Annotated in this window: 17 protein-coding genes; 10 read left to right on the forward strand and 7 right to left on the reverse strand. The window is 40.5% G+C overall.

The genetic code is table 11. From position 1 onward, the window contains the following. Positions 1-684 precede the first annotated feature (684 nt). The 4 genes from thrA to ACRWQM_RS04475 all read left to right on the forward strand — a co-directional run bounded on the left by thrA (position 685) and on the right by ACRWQM_RS04475 (position 6,161). Positions 685-3,153 carry a bifunctional aspartate kinase/homoserine dehydrogenase I gene (gene thrA / locus ACRWQM_RS04460; protein WP_434931385.1) on the forward strand — a complete coding sequence of 823 codons (2,469 nt, stop codon included), beginning with the start codon at positions 685-687 and terminating at the stop codon, positions 3,151-3,153. Then, entirely contained in the window at positions 3,153-4,103 is a 951-nt protein-coding gene (gene thrB, locus ACRWQM_RS04465; RefSeq protein ID WP_434931386.1) for a homoserine kinase, read from the forward strand. The genes thrA and thrB overlap by 1 nt, the downstream gene beginning before the upstream one ends. 37 nt (positions 4,104-4,140) lie before the next feature. Continuing rightward, entirely contained in the window at positions 4,141-5,424 is a 1,284-nt protein-coding gene (gene thrC / locus ACRWQM_RS04470) for a threonine synthase (RefSeq protein ID WP_434926863.1), read from the forward strand. A 185-nt stretch (positions 5,425-5,609) separates the two neighbouring features. After that, positions 5,610-6,161 (forward strand): hemerythrin domain-containing protein, encoded by a 552-nt coding sequence (locus ACRWQM_RS04475; RefSeq protein WP_434926862.1) that lies wholly within the window; start codon positions 5,610-5,612, stop codon positions 6,159-6,161. 95 nt (positions 6,162-6,256) lie between these two features. Here ACRWQM_RS04475 and ACRWQM_RS04480 read toward each other — a convergent pair whose 3' ends face one another. The 5 genes from ACRWQM_RS04480 to ACRWQM_RS04500 form a co-directional block, all read right to left on the reverse strand. After that, positions 6,257-6,442, reverse strand: coding sequence for a DUF3545 family protein (locus tag ACRWQM_RS04480; protein ID WP_226413992.1), 186 nt, complete (start codon positions 6,440-6,442; stop codon positions 6,257-6,259). Positions 6,443-6,639: 197 nt separating this feature from the next. After that, the gene (gene pgi, locus ACRWQM_RS04485) at positions 6,640-8,274 is read right to left on the reverse strand and encodes a glucose-6-phosphate isomerase (protein ID WP_434931387.1); all 1,635 of its coding nucleotides are present in this window, start codon (positions 8,272-8,274) and stop codon (positions 6,640-6,642) included. A 17-nt stretch (positions 8,275-8,291) separates the two neighbouring features. Next, complete coding sequence (tal, locus tag ACRWQM_RS04490) at positions 8,292-9,245, reverse strand: transaldolase (protein ID WP_434931388.1); 954 nt, start codon at positions 9,243-9,245, stop codon at positions 8,292-8,294. Positions 9,246-9,536: 291 nt separating this feature from the next. Next, entirely contained in the window at positions 9,537-10,655 is a 1,119-nt protein-coding gene (locus tag ACRWQM_RS04495) for an OmpA family protein (protein ID WP_434926859.1), read from the reverse strand. Between the two features lie 377 nt (positions 10,656-11,032). After that, complete coding sequence (locus tag ACRWQM_RS04500; RefSeq protein WP_434931389.1) at positions 11,033-13,399, reverse strand: phosphoketolase family protein; 2,367 nt, start codon at positions 13,397-13,399, stop codon at positions 11,033-11,035. A 511-nt stretch (positions 13,400-13,910) separates the two neighbouring features. Between ACRWQM_RS04500 and ACRWQM_RS04505 the strand changes: the two genes are divergently transcribed. Both ACRWQM_RS04505 and yaaA read left to right on the forward strand, forming a co-directional pair. Next, positions 13,911-15,347: an alanine/glycine:cation symporter family protein gene (locus ACRWQM_RS04505; RefSeq protein WP_434931978.1), complete on the forward strand. Its 1,437-nt coding sequence runs from the start codon at positions 13,911-13,913 to the stop codon at positions 15,345-15,347. Between the two features lie 124 nt (positions 15,348-15,471). Continuing rightward, positions 15,472-16,248, forward strand: coding sequence for a peroxide stress protein YaaA (gene yaaA / locus ACRWQM_RS04510; RefSeq protein WP_434931390.1), 777 nt, complete (start codon positions 15,472-15,474; stop codon positions 16,246-16,248). Positions 16,249-16,403: 155 nt separating this feature from the next. Here the strand turns inward: yaaA and ACRWQM_RS04515 are convergent, their stop codons facing one another. Next, positions 16,404-17,843: a M20/M25/M40 family metallo-hydrolase gene (locus ACRWQM_RS04515; RefSeq protein ID WP_434931391.1), complete on the reverse strand. Its 1,440-nt coding sequence runs from the start codon at positions 17,841-17,843 to the stop codon at positions 16,404-16,406. A 134-nt stretch (positions 17,844-17,977) separates the two neighbouring features. On the opposite strand from ACRWQM_RS04515, the gene ACRWQM_RS04520 reads away from it, so the two are divergent. After that, positions 17,978-18,274: an ArsR/SmtB family transcription factor gene (locus ACRWQM_RS04520; RefSeq protein WP_226415862.1), complete on the forward strand. Its 297-nt coding sequence runs from the start codon at positions 17,978-17,980 to the stop codon at positions 18,272-18,274. Positions 18,275-18,440: 166 nt separating this feature from the next. Here ACRWQM_RS04520 and rpsT read toward each other — a convergent pair whose 3' ends face one another. After that, complete coding sequence (gene rpsT, locus ACRWQM_RS04525) at positions 18,441-18,707, reverse strand: 30S ribosomal protein S20 (RefSeq protein WP_226414009.1); 267 nt, start codon at positions 18,705-18,707, stop codon at positions 18,441-18,443. A gap of 257 nt (positions 18,708-18,964) precedes the next feature. On the opposite strand from rpsT, the gene murJ reads away from it, so the two are divergent. From murJ to ileS, 3 genes are all read left to right on the forward strand, one after another. After that, positions 18,965-20,533, forward strand: coding sequence for a murein biosynthesis integral membrane protein MurJ (murJ, locus tag ACRWQM_RS04530; protein ID WP_434931392.1), 1,569 nt, complete (start codon positions 18,965-18,967; stop codon positions 20,531-20,533). Between the two features lie 111 nt (positions 20,534-20,644). Next, positions 20,645-21,580 (forward strand): bifunctional riboflavin kinase/FAD synthetase, encoded by a 936-nt coding sequence (ribF, locus tag ACRWQM_RS04535; RefSeq protein ID WP_434931393.1) that lies wholly within the window; start codon positions 20,645-20,647, stop codon positions 21,578-21,580. Between the two features lie 30 nt (positions 21,581-21,610). Next, complete coding sequence (gene ileS, locus ACRWQM_RS04540; RefSeq protein ID WP_434931394.1) at positions 21,611-24,433, forward strand: isoleucine--tRNA ligase; 2,823 nt, start codon at positions 21,611-21,613, stop codon at positions 24,431-24,433. Positions 24,434-24,444 lie beyond the last annotated feature (11 nt).

Consider the following 24,444-nt stretch of genomic DNA (forward strand, 5'->3'; position numbering starts at 1 on the left):
CATAATACCTTTATTTTTTTGGGGCTGCGATGATTTGTGTCGTATTTTGCTCAATTCCTATTGATTTAGTTAACTCGTTATTGTTTTTATCCGATTAATCGAATGCTATAGAAATTTACTCATTTATTAAGCATCAGGAACATTATCAGCTTGCTCATTCTTGCTGTACTACTATAGGGGAGAGCATAATGGGTGCGATTTATCTTTAATTATTGAAAAATATAACAATTTAATTGTGATACTAATAACGTTGACGTTAGCGTAAATGCAGTATTTTAATTGTTTTATTGCGAATGCAATTGATGTTTCAGTTTATGAAATATGAAATCTTAAATAAATCAACTTAAATGCTAATTAATATGCAAATTTATTGGCAACTGGGGTTGACAATATAGTGCTAAAAAAGCAATTCTGTAAGCATTAGTGAATAAGAGTTACCAGCAATGGAAAGCGTATGCGTTTGGTAACACTGATGAAACCCGAATAAGTGAGCGATATGTCAGCCTACAAGTCCGTTGTAATAGCAACCATTACAATCATTACAACCACCACTATTAATATAGTGGGGGCGGGCTGATTCATCCTAAATAGAATTCAGTAACAAGCCCGCTTCCCACAAAAGAAGCGGGCTTTTTTATTATAAAATTTTGCATTGATGTCATGATATTGGCAGGAGAAAACGGTATGAAAGTGATGAAGTTTGGTGGTACGTCGTTAGCAAATTGGCCTCGTTTTTTAATGGCGGCTGATATTATTGCTGAGTCCTCTGAGGCTGAACCAGTAGCAACGGTCCTTTCTGCCCCTGCAACAATTACGAATGCATTGTTGGAAATGGTTGATATAGCGGTGGAGGGAAAATCTTACCAAGCGGTTGTTGATCATATCGATCATGTTTTTAATAATTTATATACCCAAGCGGGTGAAACCTTGTTGTCTGTAGCTCAACAGGAATTGCTTAAACAGAAACTTAATATGCAAATGCAGCAATGGAAGTCTAAGTTAGAGGGAATATCCTTGTTAGGTGAGTGCCCGGATTCAGTAAGGGCTGCTATTGTTGTTTCTGGGGAGCGTTTATCCGCAGCGTTAATGGAGCAAGTGATGTTGGCTAAAAACATTACTGCCGCTCAGTTGGACCCAGTTGAATTGTTTCTTGCCCATGGACAGCCTTTAGAGTCTGTAGTTGATATTAATGTCAGTAAACCTCGGTTTGCAGTATTACCGTTAAGTGAATACAGAGTATGGGTTATGCCAGGTTTTACCGCCGCAGATGCTCATGGAAAAACTGTGACCTTAGGCCGTAATGGTTCTGATTATTCTGCTGCCGTGTTAGCCGCTTGTTTAGATGCATCTAGCTGTGAAATTTGGACCGATGTGGATGGTGTTTATAACACAGATCCTCGTGCGGTGACAGATGCTAAGTTATTGTCTCAGTTGAGTTATCAAGAGGCGATGGAGCTATCGTATTTTGGTGCGAAAGTATTGCACCCTAAAACTATCGCCCCAATTGCGCAGTATCATATTCCTTGCTATATCAAAAACAGCTTTAATCCATCAGCCCCAGGTACATTGGTATCGAACGATGAAGATCAAACTGGTTTACAAGTTAAAGCCATTTCTAATCTTGATGATCAGACTATGTTTAACGTATCTGGGCCAGGTATGAAGGGGATGGTTGGGATGGCCAGTCGTACGTTAGCAGCCATTTCGCGCAGTGGTATTTCGGTATCATTGATCACCCAAAGCTCATCTGAATACAGTATCAGTTTTTGTGTTGGTACTCGTGACGCAGCGAAAGCGAAATGGGCTCTAGAACAAGAATTTGAATTAGAAATAAAATCCGAATTACTTGAGCCTATTGAGTTGCGCCAAGGTTTAGCTATCGTGTCCTTAATTGGTGATGGCATGAAAACGCATAAAGGAGTGGCGGCTAAGTTCTTCAGCGCGTTAGCTAAGGCGAGCGTTAATATTATAGCAATCGCTCAGGGGTCGTCAGAGCGCTCTATTTCAACCGTTATCCAGCAAAGTAAAACCAAACATGCTATCAGTGCTTGCCATCAGGCTTTCTTTGATGTGCAGCAATACGTTGATGTGTTCTTAGTCGGTGCTGGTAATGTGGGCGCAGGATTGCTTGAACAAATAAAACAACAAAATGACATGCTAAAAGAGCAGCACATCAGCATTCGAGTATGCGGTATTGCTAACTCACGTCAAATGCTACTGGACAGTAATGGAATTGAATTATCTAACTGGCAATGCTTAATGACTGATAATGCTCAACCCTATGATTTAAATAATTTATTACTATGGGGGCAAGCGCAACAATTACTCAACCCAGTCTTAGTCGATTGTACCTCAAGTGAAGCTGTTTCAGACCGTTATTTAGATGTAATGAATGCTGGATTTCACGTGGTCACGCCAAACAAAAAAGCCAATACCCGTGATTATGCATTTTATCAAGCATTACGCAAAGTGAGTTTAGAGCAACGTCGTCAATTTTTATATGAAACCACGGTTGGTGCAGGTTTACCCGTTATTGATAACCTGAAAAAGTTGTTATGCGCGGGTGATAAACTGCATAAATTTAATGGTATTTTATCAGGTTCGTTATCGTATATTTTCGGGATGCTGGATGAAGGAATGAGTTTATCGCAAGCCACATCAATTGCCCGTGATAAATGTTTCACAGAACCTGATCCTCGCGATGATTTAAGTGGAATGGATGTTGCTCGTAAGGTGCTTATTTTAGCCCGTGAAGTTGGCTTGCCGTTAGAGCTTAGCGATATTAACATTGAATCTGTATTACCTACTGATTTTGATGATAGTGGTGATGTTGAGACATTTATGGCCAACTTAACCCGTCTTGATGCACAAGTCTCTACAAGAGTGTCTAAAGCTAAAACGCAGGGAAAGGTGCTGCGTTATGTTGGTCAAATTGATCAAGGTAAGTGTTATGTTCGCATTATTGAAGTTGATGCGACCGATCCTTTATATAGTGTCAAAGGTGGTGAGAATGCGCTGGCTTTTTACAGTCGCTACTACCAACCCATTCCATTTGTTTTACGTGGCTATGGCGCGGGTACTGATGTGACTGCAGCAGGTGTGTTCGCCGACGTACTTAGAACCCTTAACTGGACACGTGAGGTGGGTTTGTAATGAATAGCATTAATCAAGCTCAACTGAGTGTTTATGCACCAGCATCTATGGGGAATGTAGGTGTAGGTTTCGATTTATTAGGTGCTGCGTTAGCGCCTATTGATGGTAGCCTTCTGGGCGATAAAGTCACTATTAGCGGTATTGAAAGCGGCGTTGAATTTACTCAGGTAGGAGCTTGGGCGCATAAATTACCAACGGATTTGAAAGACAATATCGTTTATCAGTGTGCCGTTTTTTTTCTTGATAAACTACAACGTCAAGATGGCGTTAAACTCATTTTAGAGAAGAATTTACCCGTTGGTAGTGGGTTAGGTTCGAGTGCTAGCTCTGTAGTTGCTGCTCTTTATGCACTAAATGAATACTTTGAACAACCATTTGATCAACAAGCTTTGCTATTGTTAATGGGCGAGTTTGAAGGACAAATCTCAGGTAGTGTGCATTATGACAACGTTGCCCCCTGTTACTTAGGTGGCATGCAACTAATGCTTAATACTGCCGATAAGGTTTGTGCGGCGATACCGAGTTTTAAGCAATGGTATTGGGTGGTGGCTTATCCTGGTATTTCATTATCGACCGCTAAAATGCGCGCATTGTTACCCGATCAATATGATAAAGCGGTGGCGATTGATTTTGGTCGTTATTTAAGTGCTTTTGTACATGCTAGTTATCAACAAGATGCTGCTATGGCAATTGAAGTGCTCAAGGATGTAATGGCTGAGCCTTATCGCGCGGCAGCTATTCCTGGCTACCTTGATGCCAGAGAAGCTCTAGCGCAACAAGGAATGCTGACTACGGGGATTTCAGGCAGCGGACCAACATTATTTAGCGTCACCGACTCATTAGAAAAAGCTCAGCAGGCTAAAACCTGGCTAGAGCAACATTATGTGACAGAGCAAGGTGGTTTTGCCCATGTATGTCAATTAGATGAACAAGGTACTCGACGCGTTTAGTATCGAAACAAAATTTTCAATTTAATAGGTAGTGGTAATGGAATTATATAATTTAAAACATCCTTCGCAGGAAGTTAATTTTAGTCAGGCTGTTCAATTAGGGCTAGGTAAAGATAGAGGGTTGTTTTTCCCTAAAACGATCCCTGTGTTAGATGATATTGACAGTTTACTTGATATGCCATTTGCGCAGCGTAGTAAACTTGTTTTAGGCGCTTGGTTAGCGGATGAATTAGGACAAGATAATGTTGACGCGTTTGTTGATAAAGCATTTACTTTTGAGGCTCCCCTAAAAGAAGTTGATTTTCATCGCAGCTGTTTAGAGCTTTTTCATGGTCCTACACTGGCGTTTAAAGATTTTGGTGCACGTTTTATGGCGCAATGTATCAATTTATTATCAGGCGATAAAGGGTTAACTATTCTGACAGCAACCTCTGGTGACACAGGCGCTGCTGTGGCGGATGCATTTTATGGTTTAGATAAAGTACAAGTTGTTGTGATGTATCCGAAGGGGAAAATCAGTGAGCTGCAAGAGAAAATGTTCACTACTTTAGGCAAGAATATCCACACAGTGGCGGTTAATTCTGATTTTGATGCTTGCCAGCATTTAGTGAAGCAGGCCTTTGATGATGAAGAGGTCAGAGAAGGTTTAGCGCTAAACTCTGCAAATTCAATCAATATAAGCCGTTTATTGGCGCAAATTTGTTATTACTTTGAAGCCATCGCCCAAGCTAAAAAAGCTGGTCATGAAAACTTTGTGGTATCAGTTCCTAGCGGCAACTTTGGTAATTTAACTGCAGGTTTATTTGCTAAAGCGATGGGCTTGCCAATAAAGCGATTTATTGCAGCAACCAATAGCAATGATACTGTGCCACGTTACTTACAAAATGGTGACTGGGCACCACATGATACTGTTGCAACTATGTCAAATGCGATGGATGTGTCAGAGCCGAGTAATTGGCCCCGCGTTGAAGCTATTTGTGAGCAAATGGGCTGGCCACTTTCTGATATTACTGGCTTAGCATTAAATGAATTGCAAACCTCTGAAGCGCTTAAAAATCTATATCGATTGGGTTATCAATCAGAGCCGCATGCTGCTATTGCAGCTCAAGGTTTACGTCAATTATTGGCTAAAGATGAGTATGGGATATTTTTAGGTACAGCGCATCCTGCAAAATTTAAGGATGTGGTTGATAGAGAGTTACAAGTTGACTTACCTTTACCACCTGAACTTGAAGCTGTCGTCAATAAAACTATTTTATCTGTTGAGTTAGACGCTGATTTTACTCAGTTAAAGTCACATTTATTTAGTACCCTTAGATAAATACACTGTTAGCAGAAACACTAAAGCACCTTTTTAGGTGCTTTAGTGTTTCTGAAACCCCTAGCTTGTTAATTATCTGGAATATGATCTCTGTCATAACTAATTTATATAGTTGTAGTAGATTGGAAGTTGATAGGATATTGACTACAATTTGAGTAAGTGAGATAGACATGACGGAGAAGACGATGCTTAAGCGATTAATACGTGATCACCAGCACATAGCCATTTTATTGAATATACTCACCAACAAAAATGCCCGTTTAGCCGAAGGTGAAGCTGTTAACTTTAATCTTGTTAGAGATATTGTTGAGTACATGCAGGGATATGCAGAACATAGTCATCATCCAGTAGAAGACATCACTTATCATTATTATGCCCAAAAAATGTCTATACCTAATAGCGATCAGCTTCGTGATGAGCATGAGCGGTTGGCGCAAGTTTCCGGTTCTTTGATGTACAGTTTAAATATGATCCTCTCAGATATTGTGATTTCAAGAGAAAAGTTGATCAATGATTTGGCCAACTACATCAAGTTACACGTTGAGCACATGCAGTTTGAAGAAACGGAGGTTTTTCCTCACTTTGCTAAAGCATTAGATGCTAGTGATTGGCAAAAAATTGAGCATTTATGCCATAAAAAACTGGTTGTGGATCCACTATTTAGCCAAAACGATAATGTAATTTTTGAAGAGCTTCGACAGTATATTGTGAAAGCAGATAAAAAAATTAATATCTAACATTATAAATGTTATCAGTTTGATCAAAAAGAGCACCCTAGGTGCTCTTTTATTATATTGCTATTTAGTGAATAAATATTCACGGCTACTCATATCTATAACACTAAAGTATTGGCATCAAATTCAAAAGAATCATCAATATCTTGTAATTCTTTTAGTAAGCGTTGCTTATCCTTAATTGCCTCAATCTCTCGCCATTTACGCTTTTTGTTAGATCCTTTGGAACGGCTTGGTCTTTCAACAACTTCGTCTAACGCACCACCATAGTCTAAACGATCCATGGTAACCTCCCTTGTTATTATGATGTCTCTATGCGAATAAGTATCATATTTCTATTGTAGGGTGCAACTTTTATGTTTCAATTGTGTTAAGCGAAAGTGAAGTTTTGATGAAGCTATTGAACCATAATTGGCATGATGTGCTGAATAGAGTGGTAGTAGACTAATAAAAAGCCAGCTTACGCTGGCTTTTTTAGTGGTTAAATCTGCCCTTGACGATACAAATTGATTAAGGAATTACTGGAACAATCTAATTCATTTGCATTCTGGTCAGCTCCAATCCGGTCGAGTACATCGTTGCCGAGTAATTTACCTAATTCAACTCCCCATTGGTCAAAGGAGTTAATCTGCCAAATGACACCTTGAACAAATGTTCTGTGCTCATATAAAGCAATTAAAGCGCCTAAGGTTTGTGGAGTCAGTTTATCCATTAATAAAGTGTTGCTAGGTTTGTTACCAGACATTACTTTGTGTTTAGCTATCAGCTGTTTTTGAGCATCATCAAGCTTGCTTGTGCTCATTTCGGCTAACGCTTCTTCGTATGTACGACCTTGCATTAACGCCTGAGTTTGGCCAAAGCAATTTGATGCCAGTTGATTGTGATGCTCACCAAGCGGATTATGACTTTGTAATGGCATGATAAAGTCAGCAGGAATAAGTGCAGTACCTTGATGCAATAGCTGATGGTATGCATGTTGCCCATTGGTGCCTTCGCCGCCCCAAATAACAGGACCTGTGCTGTAATCAACAGTTTGCCCTTCTAAAGTGACCGACTTGCCGTTGCTTTCCATATCAAGTTGCTGGAAATAAGCAGGTAAACCACGTAAATAGTGATCATAAGTTAAAATGACATGGGACTGTGCACTATGAAAATTACTATATAACACAGATAGCATTCCCATAATGACTGGCATGTTTTGTTCTAGCGGTGCTTGCTGAAAATGTTGGTCCATGTCAAAGGCACCGGATAATAATTGTTTAAAATTATCCATACCCACAACCAGTGCTATCGGTAAACCAATTGCTGACCATAAAGAATAGCGGCCACCGACCCAATCCCACATAGGAAAAATATTGTCGGCATCCATACCAAACTCAGTCGCTTTAGCAACATTTGAGGTAACAGCCACAAAGTGCTGGGCAACGTCGCTCTGTGATGCCCCTTGTGCTAAAAACCACTCTTTTGCGCTTAGCGTATTAGTAAGCGTTTCTTGCGTGCTAAACGACTTTGATGACATGACAAATAACGTGGTCTCAGCGTTCAAACCCTTCAATTTCTCACAAATCGATGTAGCATCCACATTGGCAACAAAATGACAATTTAGTCCTTGCCAATAAGGTCTTAACGCCTGAGTTACTATTTTAGGGCCTAGAAAAGATCCGCCAATACCAATACTAACGATATCTGTAATCGCTTTTCCTGTGTAGCCTTTCCATTGACCACTTTGTACTTGCTCAACAAACTTAGCCATTTTGGTAAGAGTTTGCTGTACTTCAGGAACAATGTTTTTTCCGTCAGCTTTAATATCTTGGTCAGCCATACTTCGAAGTGCGGTATGAAGTACTGCACGTTGCTCAGTATTGTTGATAATGTCACCGGAAAACATTGCGGTGATTTTATCTTGTAGCTGAGCTTCATTAGCAAGTTTAAATAACAACGCCAAGGTTTCTTTATCAGCACGGTTTTTTGAGTAATCTAGCAGTAAACCACAGCTTTTGAGATGCATTGAGTCAAAACGTTGCTTGTCTTGACTAAATAGCTCACGCATGTGAGGCAGCGCAGCTGCATTACTAATTAACTGTTGCCATGTAGCTGATTGTGTTAATTGAGTCATTAATTCACATTCCTTGTTTAGCTTAACTTCTCTTTTAGCATGACCTCAAGTTTACCTTGGTCAATCGCAAAATTACGAATACCTTCAGCAAGTTTATCAACCGCCATTGGATCTTCATTAAATGCCCAACGGAACTCTGCTTCAGTTAGCGCAGTAGGTGCGGTTGATGATGCCGGAACTGCTTTAAGTTTTTCAGTAACAAGGATATCAGTATTGGCTAACTCTTCTAATAGAGCCGGTCCAATGGTTAAGCGATCGCAACCTGCTAATTCGATGATCTCACCAATATTACGGAAGCTCGCCCCCATTACAACCGTGCTATAGCCGTGTTGTTTGTAGTAATCATAGATTTCAGTAACCGAAATAACCCCAGGATCCGTTTCCGCAGTGTAATCTTTACCAGTATCTTTCTTGTACCAGTCAAGAATACGGCCTACAAAGGGAGAAATAAGATAAACACCAGCCTCTGCACAAGCTCTTGCTTGAGCAAAGCTAAATAATAGGGTTAAGTTACAGTTAATGCCTTCTTGCTCTAACTCTTTAGCTGCGCATATGCCTTCCCAGGTAGATGCTAATTTGATTAGAATGCGTGATTTATCTATTCCAGCTTCTTTATAAAGCTTGATAAGCTTATGTGCCTTATCAATAGAGCCTTGCTTGTCGAAAGAAAGACGCGCATCTACTTCAGTAGAAATACGGCCTGGGACAAGTTTTAGAATCTCAACGCCAATGTTTACCGCAAGCTTATCACCGGCATCTTCAATTTGTTGTGCTTGAACGTTGCTTTGGTTTTTTGCCCAGATAACAGCATTTTCGATTAAAGAGGCATATTCAGGAATTTGTGCAGCTTTCAAAATCAACGATGGATTTGTGGTTGCATCTTCTGGTTGATAGCGTTTGATTGCTTCAATGTCACCGGTATCTGCGACAATAGTAGTGAATGCTTTGAGTTGAGCGAGTGCGTTGGCCATGTAACGTTTCCTCTCGATAAAAAATGGTTATTTTACTTCCTTTATTAAACGCGATTTTACTCTTTATTCCAACGTTTTGGTAAAAAAATTACCAAATGTTGCACTGTTTTGCTTAATTTTTGTTTTTTATTGTTGTTAAATTTCGAATTTAGTGCAAATTTATGTTTATTAAATTGGGTGATAAAAACATAAATATGACTAATAGTAGATGTTTAGAGAAGTTTACTATTGTTCAGTAAATAAAAAAGCCGCTGATATCAGCGGCTTTTCGTTAAATCGATTAGTATTAAATTATTTTAATACAGCACGTTTTTCAGTACCAGTAACGATAGCTTCAATACGACGGTTCTGTCTATGAGCTTCAGCAGTGTTACCTTCAACTACAGGCTTAGTTACACCATAACCGATAGATTTAATACGGTTTGCACTAATGCCATATTTTGATTTTAGTGCATTGGCAACTGAACTCGCACGACGGTCAGATAGCGCCATGTTATATGCTGGTTTACCTACGTTTGACGCATGGCCTTCAACAATAACGGTATGCTCTGGGTTTTTCTTCATATAGTTAGCTAATTTCTCTAGATCAGAGAATGAAGCTTGATTAATAACTGCAGAATCATTAGCGAATAATATGCCACCTAAGTCATGCTTAGTTGTTGCTAACTCGTATACTGTACAGCCAGTCGCATCCACTTTGTGGTTACTTGGTGTATTAGGACATTTGTCTAAACGATCAACAACGCCATCAGAGTCAGAGTCAGCATCGGCAGCAACAACTACTGGAGTAACAACTGCTGCGGCTACTGGAGCAGCGTGGCCAGAACCAAAGCGATAGCTTAATTCTAGACCCCAATAGTTACTTTCCATTTGTAGGTTGTTTAATACATCCGCATCAAGGTTTTCGTAACGACGATATTTTGCTGCTAACTTTAAGTTTTCGTTAAAGTTATAACCAACACCAACGCCAGCAAATAAGGCTATACCTGACTCACTTAAGTTTACGCCATTAAAAGACTGTTTATTTTCTAATAGATAACTATAAGTACCTAATTCAGATGATAGGCTCCACTTGTCGGCTAGTGGGTAAAAACCGACTAAACCTAAGCTAAGACCTGTGGCACCTACGTCATACATAGTGTTATCAGTAGCCGTCCAATCAGCGCGACCTAAGTCACGGTAACCCATTTCAAGACCGATATATTCATTGAATAAGTAACCACCTACAACATCCCAAGCGTACGGGGAGTCTTCACCGCACATTTTAGTACCAGGTTGGTCACAGTTTTGTTCGTAATTGTTGACACCTAATCCACCACCAACATACCAAGGCGATAGTTGTTCTGCAGCTGATGCAGCGAAAGGTAACATAGAGGTGAGTAGTACTACTTTTAATGTGTTCTTCATCATTTATAAGTCCATTGTTATTATACTTCACCAACACGCATGCTTTACGATTATTGTAAACATGTGCAACTGACACTTGAGAGGTGAATCCGTTATGTTTTAGTCAGCGCTTTAATTATCATCGTTAATTATGTGATTTGCTATAGTAAATATGATTAATTTAACTTTAATGCTTAAATTATGGCATGGCTGGGACGTTTAAAGAGTTTTATACTCACATTTTTGTTGCGGGTTGTGGCTTAATGTTTCTTTTTTGTTGCATTGGCTGTCGATTTATATTCATAATAGAATAATAAAAAATGCGTCCTGTGGACGCATTTTTGTTATTCTATACCTAGGTAAATAAAGCTATTGTTAAATCAATTTACAATAATTTAATGTTAGCGAGTCCATACCCAGTTTTCGATTTCAACAGGATCTACCCCATTTGCCTTGATATAGTTTTTATGGTCAACCAATCGTTGCAACATATCAGTGGTAATACGAACGTGTTGGGTTTCGTCAATTACGCCTTGTTGGAACAATTTATACGCCATGTCGATAACTAAGTGGTAGCGAGAGGTGCCGTTACGTACGCCCATATCAAACGGTGTAGTCGTTGAACCTTCTTCTTCATAACCCTTAATACGGAAACGACGGTTACCTTTATAATCAAATACTAGCTTCTTAATGGTGTTTGGGTAACCGTGGTAGTTAAATACCACGCCTTTATCTTCTGTAAAGACTTCATCCATCATCCAAGGCTTGCTTTGGAACTCAAGACTACCTAAGCCACTGCTGTGAAGTTCTGACACACTCACAAAGCGAATGCGTACCCGTGGTAGAATTTCACGAATTAGTACTAGTGAAGCCATACATTCTTGAGTTGCATAATCGCCACAACCGGCTAAAACAACATCAGGATTAGTATCAGAGGCGAAATCCCACACCATCATGCCGTCTTTAGCTTGCTTACGAGCTTCGTCTAATGACAACCATTGTGGTAGTGATTTCTTACCAGCAACAATGATGTTTAGTTTGTCACGATCAGCATAAGCTTTTTCGGTATACACCAAAGTACTGTTAGCATCTGCTGGTAAATAAGCAGAAATAATGTTTGGGTGCTTCTCAAGCATAGCACCTAGGAAAGACGGATTCTGATGAGAATAACCGTTGTGATCTTGACGCTCTAGTAACGAAGACAGTACCACGTTACACGCTGGAATTGGCTTGCGGAAATGGATGTCTTGACTTGCATGGACGTATTTACAGTATTGATCAGCCATAGATGACACAACTTGAGAGAAAGCCTCATAAGTTGGGAACATACCGTGACGGCCCGTTACTGTGTAACCGTGTAACATACCGAAAAGTAAGTTTTCAGATAATAGTTCAATCACACGACCGTCGCGAGACATATCCTCATCCCAGCTCTCAATCGGCCATTGCCAGGCGCGATCTGTTTCTTCAAACACAGCTTGAAGTTGGTTTGAATAAGTTTCATCTGGGCTGAAAATACGCAGGTTACGTTGATCGCGGTTTAATTTGAATGCATCACGCATCCATTCACCCATTTTCAACATTGAGTAACCACGTTGACCCCGTGGAGTCTCAGCGCCGTAACCAAGTTTAGTAAGATCAGGGTTAGCTAACGCACGTACCACTTCGCCGCCGTAGCTTAGACGTTGACGGCCACAGCAAAGATCTGTTGGTGGCATCAAAGACATAATGTCTTTATCAAATACTAGCGCGCCGGTGTCTGTTGTTTGTACTAGTTCATCAAATTTGTAGCTGGCTAGCCATTGATCAAGCGCATCTAAATGGCCTTTGTCAGTTGCACAGTTATTAACGATGACTTGATGAGATTCACAGTTGCCTGCAAGTTTTTTTCCATCATATTCAGTAGTACCAGTCCAGCCTTTTGCTGTTCTCAATAAAATCACTGGCCAGCGTGGTTTAACAACATCTTCGCCAGAGCGTGCACGGCGTTGAATGTCGTTTATCATGTCATATGACAAGTCCATAGCGGCTGTCATTTGTTCGAAGATATCAATATCAAGTTCATCATCAACAATAATTGGATGATAACCAAGACCACGGAATTCTAAATCAAGCTCTTCATGACTCATGCGGCCCATACGGGTTGGGCCAGAGATTTTATAACCATTGATATGCACGATTGGAAGAACTGCGCCGTTATTTTTAGGTGATACCAAACGGTTAGCATACCAAGATGCTGCTAGTGGGCCTGTTTCAGCTTCACCGTCACCGATTAAACAGGCAGCAATCAGATTTGGATTATCTAGCACAGAACCCCATGCAACAGACAATGAGTAGCCAAGTTCGCCACCTTCTAAGATTTGTCCTGGTGCTTCTGGGTTAGCATGCGAAGGATAGCCATAGGCTGCAGAGAATTTTTTACAGATATCTTCGATACCGGTTTCTGTATAAGGAATTGTCTCTGGATAGAAATGGCTTAATGAACCTTCCATGAATAGGTTGGCCTGTACTGCAGGAAAACCATGACCAGGGCCAACAAGGTAGATGAACTCACGATTATGTTTAACAATAAGACGGTTTACGTTAGCGTAGACAAAGTTAATACCTGGGCAAGTTCCCCAATGGCCTAGTAATCTAGGTTTAATATCAGTGTGTTCAAGCTTACGTTTATAAAGTACGTTTTGCTTCAAATAAATTTGCGAAGTTGCAAGGAAGTTAGTAGCTCGAACAAACTTTTTGAGTGCGATAATTTCATTAGCATTTGTCATATTGACCTCATTAAAACGAGAAAAATTGAATGTTAGTCTTAATTTGAGAACACTGTATTTCATTTTGAGAGTCAATAATGTGTTGTGGATCTAACTTTTGTTAATTAGGTGGTGATATTTCACTGAGAGTTATGTTGTATTTGTTGTTATGTTGGTTTTATAAAGTGGAGGATTGTTATGCTGTTGTTGATCTGAGGGCGATAAAGTGATTTTTACGGTGAATTTATTAAGTTCTAATTGACTGCCTGTGCTAATTTGTTTGCAAAGAACATCATCGAATATCTTAATTAGTCTGAATGCAGTTTCAAACTAAATTAGAGATCATTGGTTGAAAAGGTATAATAAGCCAAGCCACAAGACTGGTTTTTAATTAATAAAAATATAAACCAATAATAATCAAGCAATTAAAATAACTTTATATGTCGTGATTACAGCATCTATACCCAGCTATAAATAAGATTGTTACACGATATATTGAGTTATTCCAAAGGAATAGATAAGCATTATGGCAATGTTAGAAAAAATAATTAATTATTTAAACGGCCTACTTTGGGGCGAGTTATTAGTTTATGGGCTGGTTGGAGCTGGCTTATATTTTACGATACGCCTTGGGTTTATTCAGTTTACTCAGTTTGGTCACGGCCTTAAATTACTCGCCATTAGCCGTAGACCGGGTAAAAATGGATTATCTTCGTTTCAAGTTTTTTGTACCAGTATGGCTGCTAGAGTCGGTGCAGGTAATATGGCTGGTGTTGCTTTTGCTATAGGTGTAGCAGGTCCTGGTGCCGTTTTTTGGATGTGGGCTATTGCTGTTTTAGGCATGGCCACAGCGATGATCGAATCCACTCTTGCTCAAGTTTATAAAGTAAAAGATGTTGATGGGCAATATCGCGGCGGTCCTTCTTACTATATGGAGCAAGGCTTAGGACAGCGTTGGATGGGAGTGTTATTTTCTGTTCTCTTAATTATCTGTTTTGGTTTGGTCTTCAATGCAGTTCAAGCTAATACAATAGCCGGTGCGATGACCGCTGTATTTGATGTTGATGCACTCTATGTTGGTATTTTGATTACGTTATTCAGTGGCGTGGTTATTATGGGGGGATTAAGAAAGGTTGCTAAAGTATCGGAATTTGTTGTCCCTTTTATGGCATTAGTTTATATCATTATGGCGTTTATTGTCGTACTGATAAATATTGAGGAACTACCAAGAGTATTTATGCTCGTTATCAATAGTGCATTTGGATGGCAAGAAGCTGCTGGTGGCGCTATTGCATATAGTGTCTCGCAAGCTATGCAGGCTGGTATAGCTCGTGGGTTATTTTCAAATGAAGCGGGTATGGGTAGTGCTGCTAACATTGCAGCAAGTGCTTCACCCAACCCAAATCATCCAGCATCTCAAGGTTATATACAAATGATGGGGGTATTTTTTGATACTATCGTTATTTGTACCGCAACGGCGGCAATAATATTGCTTTCGGGTGATGCTGCTGGATCTGGTGAAGGCATTGGCATGACAATCAATGCATTAACTTTCCATGTAGGTTCGTGGGGCGGTGCCTTTATTGCTTTTGCTATCTTGTTATTCTGTTTTACCTCAATTATTGCAAATTACTCTTACGCCGAAACTAACATCATGTTTTTGTCTGGCAACAGTAAAAAAGCGTTACCTTTATTTAGACTTGTCGTATTAGGTATGGTGATGTTTGGTGCTATGGCTAAAATTGGTTTGGTATGGGATTTAGCTGATGTGTCCATGGGACTGATGGCATTGGTTAACATTGTCGCGATAATGTTACTTTCAGGATTGGCGATTAGGGTCATTAATGACTATCGTCAGCAAGTTAAAGAAGGAAAAGATCCGGTATTTGATACCAGTAAATTTCCTGAGCTAGCCGATCAATTGGAAGAACAAATCTGGCCTGACTTATCTGCTAGTAACAAAAAATAAGCCGCTATTGTTTTTTGTGCATTGATTAAATGCGTTAGGGTAATCGAAAAAGCCATGCTGAATCAGCATGGTTTTTTTATATCAGTCACGTATTATGTGGTGTATTCAGATAAAGGAGTTAACCATGCTGGTTTTAGTATCACCTGCCAAAACATTAGATTTTGAACATCCGCCGATAACGGCAACGTTTACTCAACCGACATTATTATCCCATAGCGAAACACTGATAAAGATATGTCGGCAACTTACGCCTGTTGATATTGCTAGTTTAATGAAAGTTAGCGATAAAATAGCGGGTTTGAATGCTGCCCGTTTTGAGCAGTGGCAACCTGATTTCACTCCAATCAATGCCAAGCAAGCGATGTTCGCTTTCAGAGGGGATGTCTATACCGGATTTGATGCAGATAGCTTATCAGAGTCGCAAATTCACTCAGCACAGCAACATATGCGTATTTTGTCAGGTTTATATGGCTTGCTAAAACCCCTCGATTTAATCCAACCTTATCGCTTAGAAATGGGCACCAAATTAGCTAACTCGGCTGGAAATAATTTATATGCATTTTGGGGGGAGATTATTACCAATGAAGTGAATAAAGCATTAGCAGAGCAGGGTGATGACATCATCGTCAATCTAGCCTCTAATGAGTACTTTAAATCAGTTAAAGTCAAACAGCTTGAGGGGCAACTTATTACCCCAATTTTTAAAGATTGTAAGAATGGTCAATATAAGATAATTAGCTTTTATGCCAAAAAAGCGCGCGGTTTGATGGCAAGGTATATTGTCAATAATCAACCTAAGACATTAGAGCAGTTAACTGAATTTGACTTAGAGGGTTACTATTACAGCCCTGAACAGTCCAAGTTAGATAGTCCGGTTTTTTTACGTGATGAGCAACACTAGTGTTTATTAATATTTTCAGATGAATATAGAGTCAAAAGTCGGTTCAGTTTAGTCATAAAAAAATGCCCTTTTCGTTAAGGGCATTTTTATGGATAAAACATTCTATAAATATAACCTAGCAGAATAGTAAGTTGAGTAGGCTCACTTGACGGTGATTACTCCGATTTAGCGAGTGGCCTTAGCTCAATTTCAGATTGCGCCATCATATAAGCAAATTGTACATATGCTGCTACATTTTGGGCTAGTGCCTTTGGGTCTATTTTATCCAAAGTATCATTAGGGGTGTGATGATAATCAAAATAATCTGTACCATCTTGTTTTAACGATGCAACAGGCACACCTAAACTTGGCATCATAGAAACATCCGGCCCACCAGACGCGTCATTTGTTCCTAAAGCAATCCCATTTAATGTCATCGTCGACACCTGATGCTGAATTTGGCTAAAGCTTGTCGGTGCAACATTAAAATCAATTTGATAAACAGGACCAGCACCAAAATCAGATTCTGCTGCTATGTAATGCTTTTCTAATTCATTGGCATGCATCTCTGCGTAGGCTTTTCCACCGACTAAACCGACTTCTTCAGCAGCGTAGAGTACAACGCGGATAGTACGAGCAGGCTTTTGTGGTAAATCTTGAATTAACTTTGCGGCTGCAGTGACAATTGCGACACCGGCTCCGTCATCAATAGCGCCCGTACCCTCGTCCCACGAATCTAGATGCGCGCCTATTAAGACAATTTCATCTGGTTTGCTACTGCCTGTCACCTCTGCTATTACATTATAAGATGTGGCAATACCTAAGTTTTCAGATGTCATATTCAACGACATAACAATATTGGGGTCGCGTATTAACATGGCGTTGATTAAGTCGGCATCAGGTGCTGACATTGCCGCCGCGGGAATTTTAGGCACATCTTCTTGGTAACGCATCATACCCGTATGAGCCATACGGTCATGATCAGTCCCAATTGAGCGTATCACAACCGCAACAGCGCCTTTTTTGGCGGCTTCTACAGCCCCTTTAGAGCGTCCGCCAACAGTAATACCATATCCGTTGCCATCTTTATGCCGTTCAGTCTTATGGTCGATAAAAACAATCTTGCCCTCAATACGCCCAGGTGAGGCTAAAGTGAGTTCCTCTAATGACTCAAAACGTACTATAGGTGCTTGAATGCCTGTCTCTGGCGTACCAATACTGCCACCAAGGGCTGTAATCACCAAAGGCTGCTCAAATGGTGACACAATACTGGCCGAAGTCATTATCCCTCTAGACCATGCTGGAACTTGGACTGATTCTTTATAGACTTTATCAAAGCCCATCAGCCACAGTTTTTCCATTGCCCATTCGACAGCCATAATATCTTTATCTGTACCAGCTAATCGTGGTCCTACCTCTACGGTGAGTGACTCAACAATATCGTAGGCTCTGTTTGAATTAAGGGCTTGTTGCGCTAACAGTTGACTGATTTGCGCATCTTCAGAGTCATTAATCACTTTTTCAGGCGATTTAGATTGTGATGGTGTTGTTTGCTGGCAGCCAAATAATGCCACTGTAAATAAAGCTGTTAAGCTGACGTGCTTATAATTTCTCATGAGTTTCCTTCAAATATTCTAACTATGTCTCACTTTTTTAAACAATCTACCAAAAAGTGTGCTTCATGTCCCGACTCTATTTTTAAGGTGACGCTATATTAGGCAAATGTTAGATGAGGAGAGTATTTTAGGTGATGGATATAGAAAAAATGCAGCAACAAGCCGACCATGCCGTTGTCTTATTAAAAGCGCTAGCGAATGAACGCAGACTGTTTATTTTATGCCACCTGCTTAATGATGGTGAAATGTGTGTAGGTGATATGAATAAAAAGCTAGGGCTAAGCCAGTCTGCTTTATCGCAACACCTTGCATGGTTAAGAAAAGATAATCTAGTTGGCACACGTAAAGAGGCACAAACCGTTTATTACTCATTAAAAAGCGATGAAGTAAAAGCGCTTATTCAAGTGCTGAATAATATGTACTGCCACTAATCTGTCTTCTTTTAAGCCTTAATCGCTATTAAGCGATTAAGGCTTTTTATTATCTGTCACATAATCAATACTATTGGTCGGCTTACATGCTTACATCGAATACATATGCTGAATTTTAAACATAAAAAAACCGGCCTAGGCCGGTTTTTTGAGATTGATTACTGAATTAAGCAACTAGTGCTTTGATTCTAGCATTCAAACGTGACTTTTGACGGCCAGCTCTATTCTTGTGAATAAGGCCTTTTGTCGCCATACGGTCAACTATTGGTTGTGCAACTGCGAACGCTTCTGTAGCCGCTTTGTGGTCACCGCTTTTGATAGCAGCGATGACTTTCTTAACGTATGTACGTAACATTGAGCGACGGCTTGCATTATGCTGACGACGCTTTTCAGACTGAAGCGCGCGCTTCTTTGCAGACTTGCTATTAGCCAAGGTGCAACTCCTAAAAACTGGATTTGATACTTTTAAAGGCCGAGGAATATGCCTGCTTTAAGTCGCTTTGTCAACGACTAAAATTGAAATTTCATCATAAATGATAAAATATACAATCGGCGTGCTTATCTTCAACCCACTCGTGTAATATGTGGCGTAATTCTAACAGCTCTTTAGCCTATGTGACAGAGTTTGCTTAGAATATTTGCAACAAATACCATTAAATTTTATGGGCAAGATGAGCTTTTGGGGGTCAATTGAGTAAAAAGTTAATTAAATCAGGTGTCGTTGTCAGTGCTATGACATTGATTTCTCGTGTGATGGGGTTAGTGCGTGATGTTGTTATTGCTAATTTAATGGGTGCAGGAAGTAGCGCGGATGTTTTTTTCTTTGCTAACAAAATACCTAACTTTTTACGCCGCCTATTTGCTGAAGGTGCTTTTGCACAAGCTTTTGTGCCTGTGTTAACTGAATATCAAGAAAAGCATTCCCCTGAAGAAACCCGGGAGTTACTCGGAAAAGTTACCGGTACGCTTGGTTTGCTGGTGACGATAGTAACCTTAGTTGGTGTTATTGGCTCTCCTATACTTGCAGCATTATTCGGCGGCGGTTGGTTTTTAGACTGGTTGAACGATGGCCCCAATGCCGAGAAATTCGAGCTTGCGTCTTTAATGCTTAAAATCACCTTCCCTTATCTGTGGTTTATCACTTTTACTGCGCTAGCAGGATCAATCTTAAATACCAGAGGCCGGTTTGCTGTATCGGCATTTACCCCAGTTTTTCTTAACATTGCAATCATCGGGTTTGCTTTATACATCTCTCCCACTATGGAAAATCCAGAAATTGGATTGGCATGGGGGGTTTTTGTTGGTGGTCTGGTGCAGTTTGTATTTCAAATCCCTTTTTTAATTCAAGAGCGCGCTTTAGTTAAACCTTCTTGGGGATGGCATCATCCTGGTGTCGTTAAGATTCGCACCTTAATGCTTCCCGCACTGTTTGGGGTATCGGTTTCTCAAATCAATTTGCTGTTTGATACGTTTATTGCCAGCTTTTTAATGACGGGATCGATTAGTTGGCTGTATTACGCAGATAGGTTACTTGAATTTCCACTCGGATTATTTGGTATTGCTATCGCAACGGTAATTTTACCAGCACTCTCGAGAAAGCATATTAATGCTGAAGGGGAAGGGTTTCGTCAAACAATGGATTGGGGCGTTAAAGCTATTTTACTATTAGGTATGCCTGCTATGTTTGGCTTGATTTTGCTCGCGCAACCTATGTTAATGGTGTTATTCATGCGCGGGGCATTTAGTATCACCGATGTTGAAATGGCTTCATACAGTTTAGTTGCTTATGGTGCAGGCTTGCTGAGTTTTATGATGATTAAAGTATTAGCGCCAGGTTATTATTCTAGGCATGATACAAAAACACCGGTTAAATTCGGTATTATTGCCATGGTAACCAACATGGTGTTTAACCTTATATTTGCTATTCCATTCGGCTATGTAGGTTTAGCAATAGCGACATCCTTATCGGCATTGCTTAATGCTGGTTTGTTATATAGCGGTTTACATAAGGCTAGGGTTTACAATCTTAGCCGCGCAACATTGATATTTGCGCTTAAAATTGTTATCGCGACAGCGGTCATGTCTGCAATGTTATGGTATTTTTTACCAGCTCAATCGCAATGGCTTAGTTGGAGCATTAGTGAAAGAATGATGGCGTTAGTCGCGCTTATTTGTAGCGGCGCATTAACTTATCTGGTTACCTTACTTTTGCTCGGTGTCAGACCATGGAAAATAAAAACAGCCCCAGTGGTTCTTTAAACGCAGATTTATAGTCGCTTAATAGAGTTATTGGGTTTAAGTGGATAGCGGTTTGGGTATATAATCTGCCGATTTACTATTAATAAACAATTTTAGGCAAGCATTGGCGTAATGGAATTAATCCGCGGTATACACAATTTATTACCTTCTCATCATGGTTGCGTGCTAAGCATAGGCAACTTTGATGGTGTTCACCGTGGCCATGCTGAGGTGATCCGTAATTTGGTAAGTAAAGCGCACCATTTTCAACTGCCTGCGACCATAATGACATTTGAGCCACAACCCCAAGAGTTGTTTCGTGGAGAGCATGCTCCAGCAAGGTTAAGCCTTTTAAGAGATAAAGTCCGTTTATTGGACGAATTAGAAATTGACCGCCTATTATGTGTTAATTTCACACGATCTTTTGCCAGTCAACCCGCTCAGGCGTTTATTGAAGAATTATTGGTTAACAAACTAGGTGTTAAATACCTGGTTGTCGGTGACGACTTTTGCTTTGGGAAAGGGCGTGAAGGCAATTTTGAGATGCTGGTAGCCGCAGGTAAGCAGTTTGGTTTCAGCGTAGTCAGCACTCAAAGCTTTGTCGTTGGAACTCACAGAGTGAGTTCAACTTTAGTACGTGAACAGCTCATGTTAGGTCATTTAGAACAAGCAAGACGGTTATTGGGTCATCCATTTATGTTGAGTGGTAAAGTGGCTCATGGGCAAAAAATTGGTAGAACTATCGGTTTTCCAACGGCAAATATTGCGTTAAAAAGAAAAGTCGTGCCAATACGCGGTGTATTTGCAGTACGATTTTTTTGGCATGGTAGTGATGTATATGAAGGTGTTGCAAATGTGGGTTTTCGCCCGACAGTGCAAGGCCAAGTTTGTCAGTTAGAAGTGCACTTATTTGATTTTGATGGTGACTTATATGGCAAGCGAGTAGAAGTTGAATTAGTGGCTAAAATCCGTGACGAACAACCTTTTGAGTCATTGGATGCACTAAAAAAACAAATTTTGAATGATGCGAATGAAGCTAAGGCTTTATTCTGCTTTGATGCAAGCTGATTATTCAGCTTAATTAACGGTATGGGATCAATGAGCGACTATAAACTGACTTTGAATTTGCCGGAAACTGAGTTTCCGATGCGCGGTAATTTAGCTAATCGCGAGCCAGAAATGTTAAATCGCTGGACGCAGGATGGGTTATATCAACACATTCGTGAACATAGAGCTGGCCGTAAACCGTTTATTTTGCACGATGGCCCTCCTTATGCGAATGGCAGTATTCATATTGGTCACTCTGTAAACAAAATCCTAAAAGACATTATTATTAAATCAAAAACCATGTCTGGTTTTGATGCGCCTTATATCCCTGGTTGGGATTGTCACGGTTTGCCGATCGAGTTAAAAGTCGAGCAAAAAGTGGGCAAGCCAGGGCAGAAAATTTCAGCGGCTGAATTTCGTGAAGAGTGTCGTAAATATGCTGCTATTCAGGTAGATGGTCAGCGCGATGACTTCATTCGTTTAGGTGTGCTAGGTGACTGGCAAAACCCTTACCTCACCATGGATTTCACTACTGAAGCTAACATTGTGCGTTCATTAGCCAAAGTTATTGACAGCGGCCATTTACACAAAGGTGTAAAGCCAGTGCATTGGTGTACTGACTGTGGCTCAGCACTTGCTGAAGCTGAAGTTGAATATGAAGATAAAACATCACCAGCGATTGATGTTGCTTTTGAAGCGACAGATAGTGCTGCTGTTGCAGCAAAATTTGCGGTAGAAAATTATCCTCATCCAGTATCAATGGCTATTTGGACCACAACACCGTGGACATTACCGGCTAACCGCGCGTTATCTTTAAGCCCTGAGTTTACCTATAGCTTAGTGGAGTTTACTAAAGACGGTGTGACAGCTGCTGTGATTTTAGGCCAAGTGTTGGTTGAGTCATGTGTTGAACGTTATGGATTTGATTCACATAAAATTATTGGTGAAGTCAAAGGCGCAGAGCTTGAACTGACTCGTTTTAAACACCCATTTTTAAGCTTTGATGTACCTGCGATTCTTGGCGACCATGTTACTACTGAAGCGGGTACTGGGATTGTTCACACTGCACCAGGGCACGGTCAAGACGACTTTGTTGTTGGCCAGTTATACGGTTTAGAAGTGGCCAACCCTGTTGGCGATAACGGTGTATTCAAACCTGATACTGAGTTCTTTGCCGGTCAACACGTGTTTAAAGCTAATGACAATGTAGTCGCACTATTAACGGAAAAGGGCGCACTGCTTAATCACGTTGCTTATCGTCACAGCTATCCGCATTGCTGGCGCCACAAAACACCGATTATATTCCGTGCAACACCGCAGTGGTTCATCTCAATGGACAACAAAGGTTTACGTGCACAAGCTTTAGCTGAAATCAAGAAAACGCATTGGCTACCAGATTGGGGTCAAAGTCGTATTGAAAAAATGGTTGAAAACCGCCCAGATTGGTGTATTTCACGCCAACGTACCTGGGGTGTACCAATCACATTATTTGTACACCGTGAAACCGATGAGATTCATCCAGATAGCGTGTCATTGATGGAACGTATTGCCCATAGAATTGAGCAACAAGGCATTCAAGCTTGGTGGGACTTAGATGAATCAGAACTATTAGGTGAAGAAGCCTCTCAGTATCGTAAAGTCACTGACACCTTAGATGTTTGGTATGACTCAGGCTCTTCATTCTCATCTGTTGTTGCGGCGCGTCCAGAGTTTCAAGGCCATGATATTGATTTATACCTTGAAGGTAGCGATCAACACCGCGGCTGGTTTATGTCATCACTGATGATTTCTACCGCGATGAACGGCAAGGCGCCTTATAAGCAAGTACTTACACACGGTTTTACCGTTGATGGTAAAGGCCGTAAAATGTCTAAATCAGTTGGTAACGTGATTGCGCCATTGCAAGTCACCAATAAGTTGGGTGCCGACATTTTACGTTTATGGGTCGCGGCAACCGATTATAGCGGTGAAATGACTGTTTCTGATGAGATTTTAAATCGTAGCGCCGATGCGTATCGCCGTATTCGAAATACCGCTCGTTTCTTGTTGGCTAACTTAAGCGGCTTTAACCCAGAAACCGATATGGTAGCGCCAGAAGATATGGTGGCATTAGATCGCTGGGTAATGCGTCGTGCTGATGCGCTACAAAGTGAAATTATTGCCGCGTATGATCAATATAATTTCCACTTAGTGACTCAAAAGTTAATGCAGTTCTGTTCAATTGAATTAGGTGCATTCTACTTAGATATCATTAAGGATCGTCAATATACCGCTAAGCAAGATGGTAATGCTCGTCGTAGCTGTCAATCGGCATTATTCCATATTTCTGAAGCTATGGTGCGTTGGATCACCCCAATTTTAAGCTTTACCGCAGATGAAGTCTGGCAATTACTACCAGGCAAACGCGATAAGTATGTGTTTACTGAAGAATGGTATCAAGGGCTACAGTCTGTCACTCTTGAAAGCGATTTAAGTGATGATTACTGGCAGAAGCTGCTTGCTGTTCGTAATGAAGTGAATAAAGTGATTGAACAAGCCCGCCGTGATAAACGTGTTGGTGGTTCATTAGAAGCTGAAGTGACTTTATTTGCCGATGCAGAACTTGCCGCAGAGCTAGCTAAGTTAGATGACGAATTACGTTTTGTATTATTAACCTCAAAAGCGGTAGTTGCGCCTTTAGCTGATGCACCATCAGATGCTGTAGTAACTGAACTTGAAAATCTAAAATTAGTGGTGACTAAAAGTGAAGCGCAGAAATGCGAGCGTTGCTGGCACCACCGTGAAGAAGTTAGCACCATTGAAGCCCACCCAACATTGTGTCAACGCTGTGTGACCAATATTGAAGGTGAAGGCGAACAACGCGAATTTGCATAAGGATAGAATGT

This window comes from Shewanella sp. HL-SH5 (genome assembly GCF_051163755.1).
GTDB lineage: Bacteria > Pseudomonadota > Gammaproteobacteria > Enterobacterales > Shewanellaceae > Shewanella > Shewanella glacialimarina.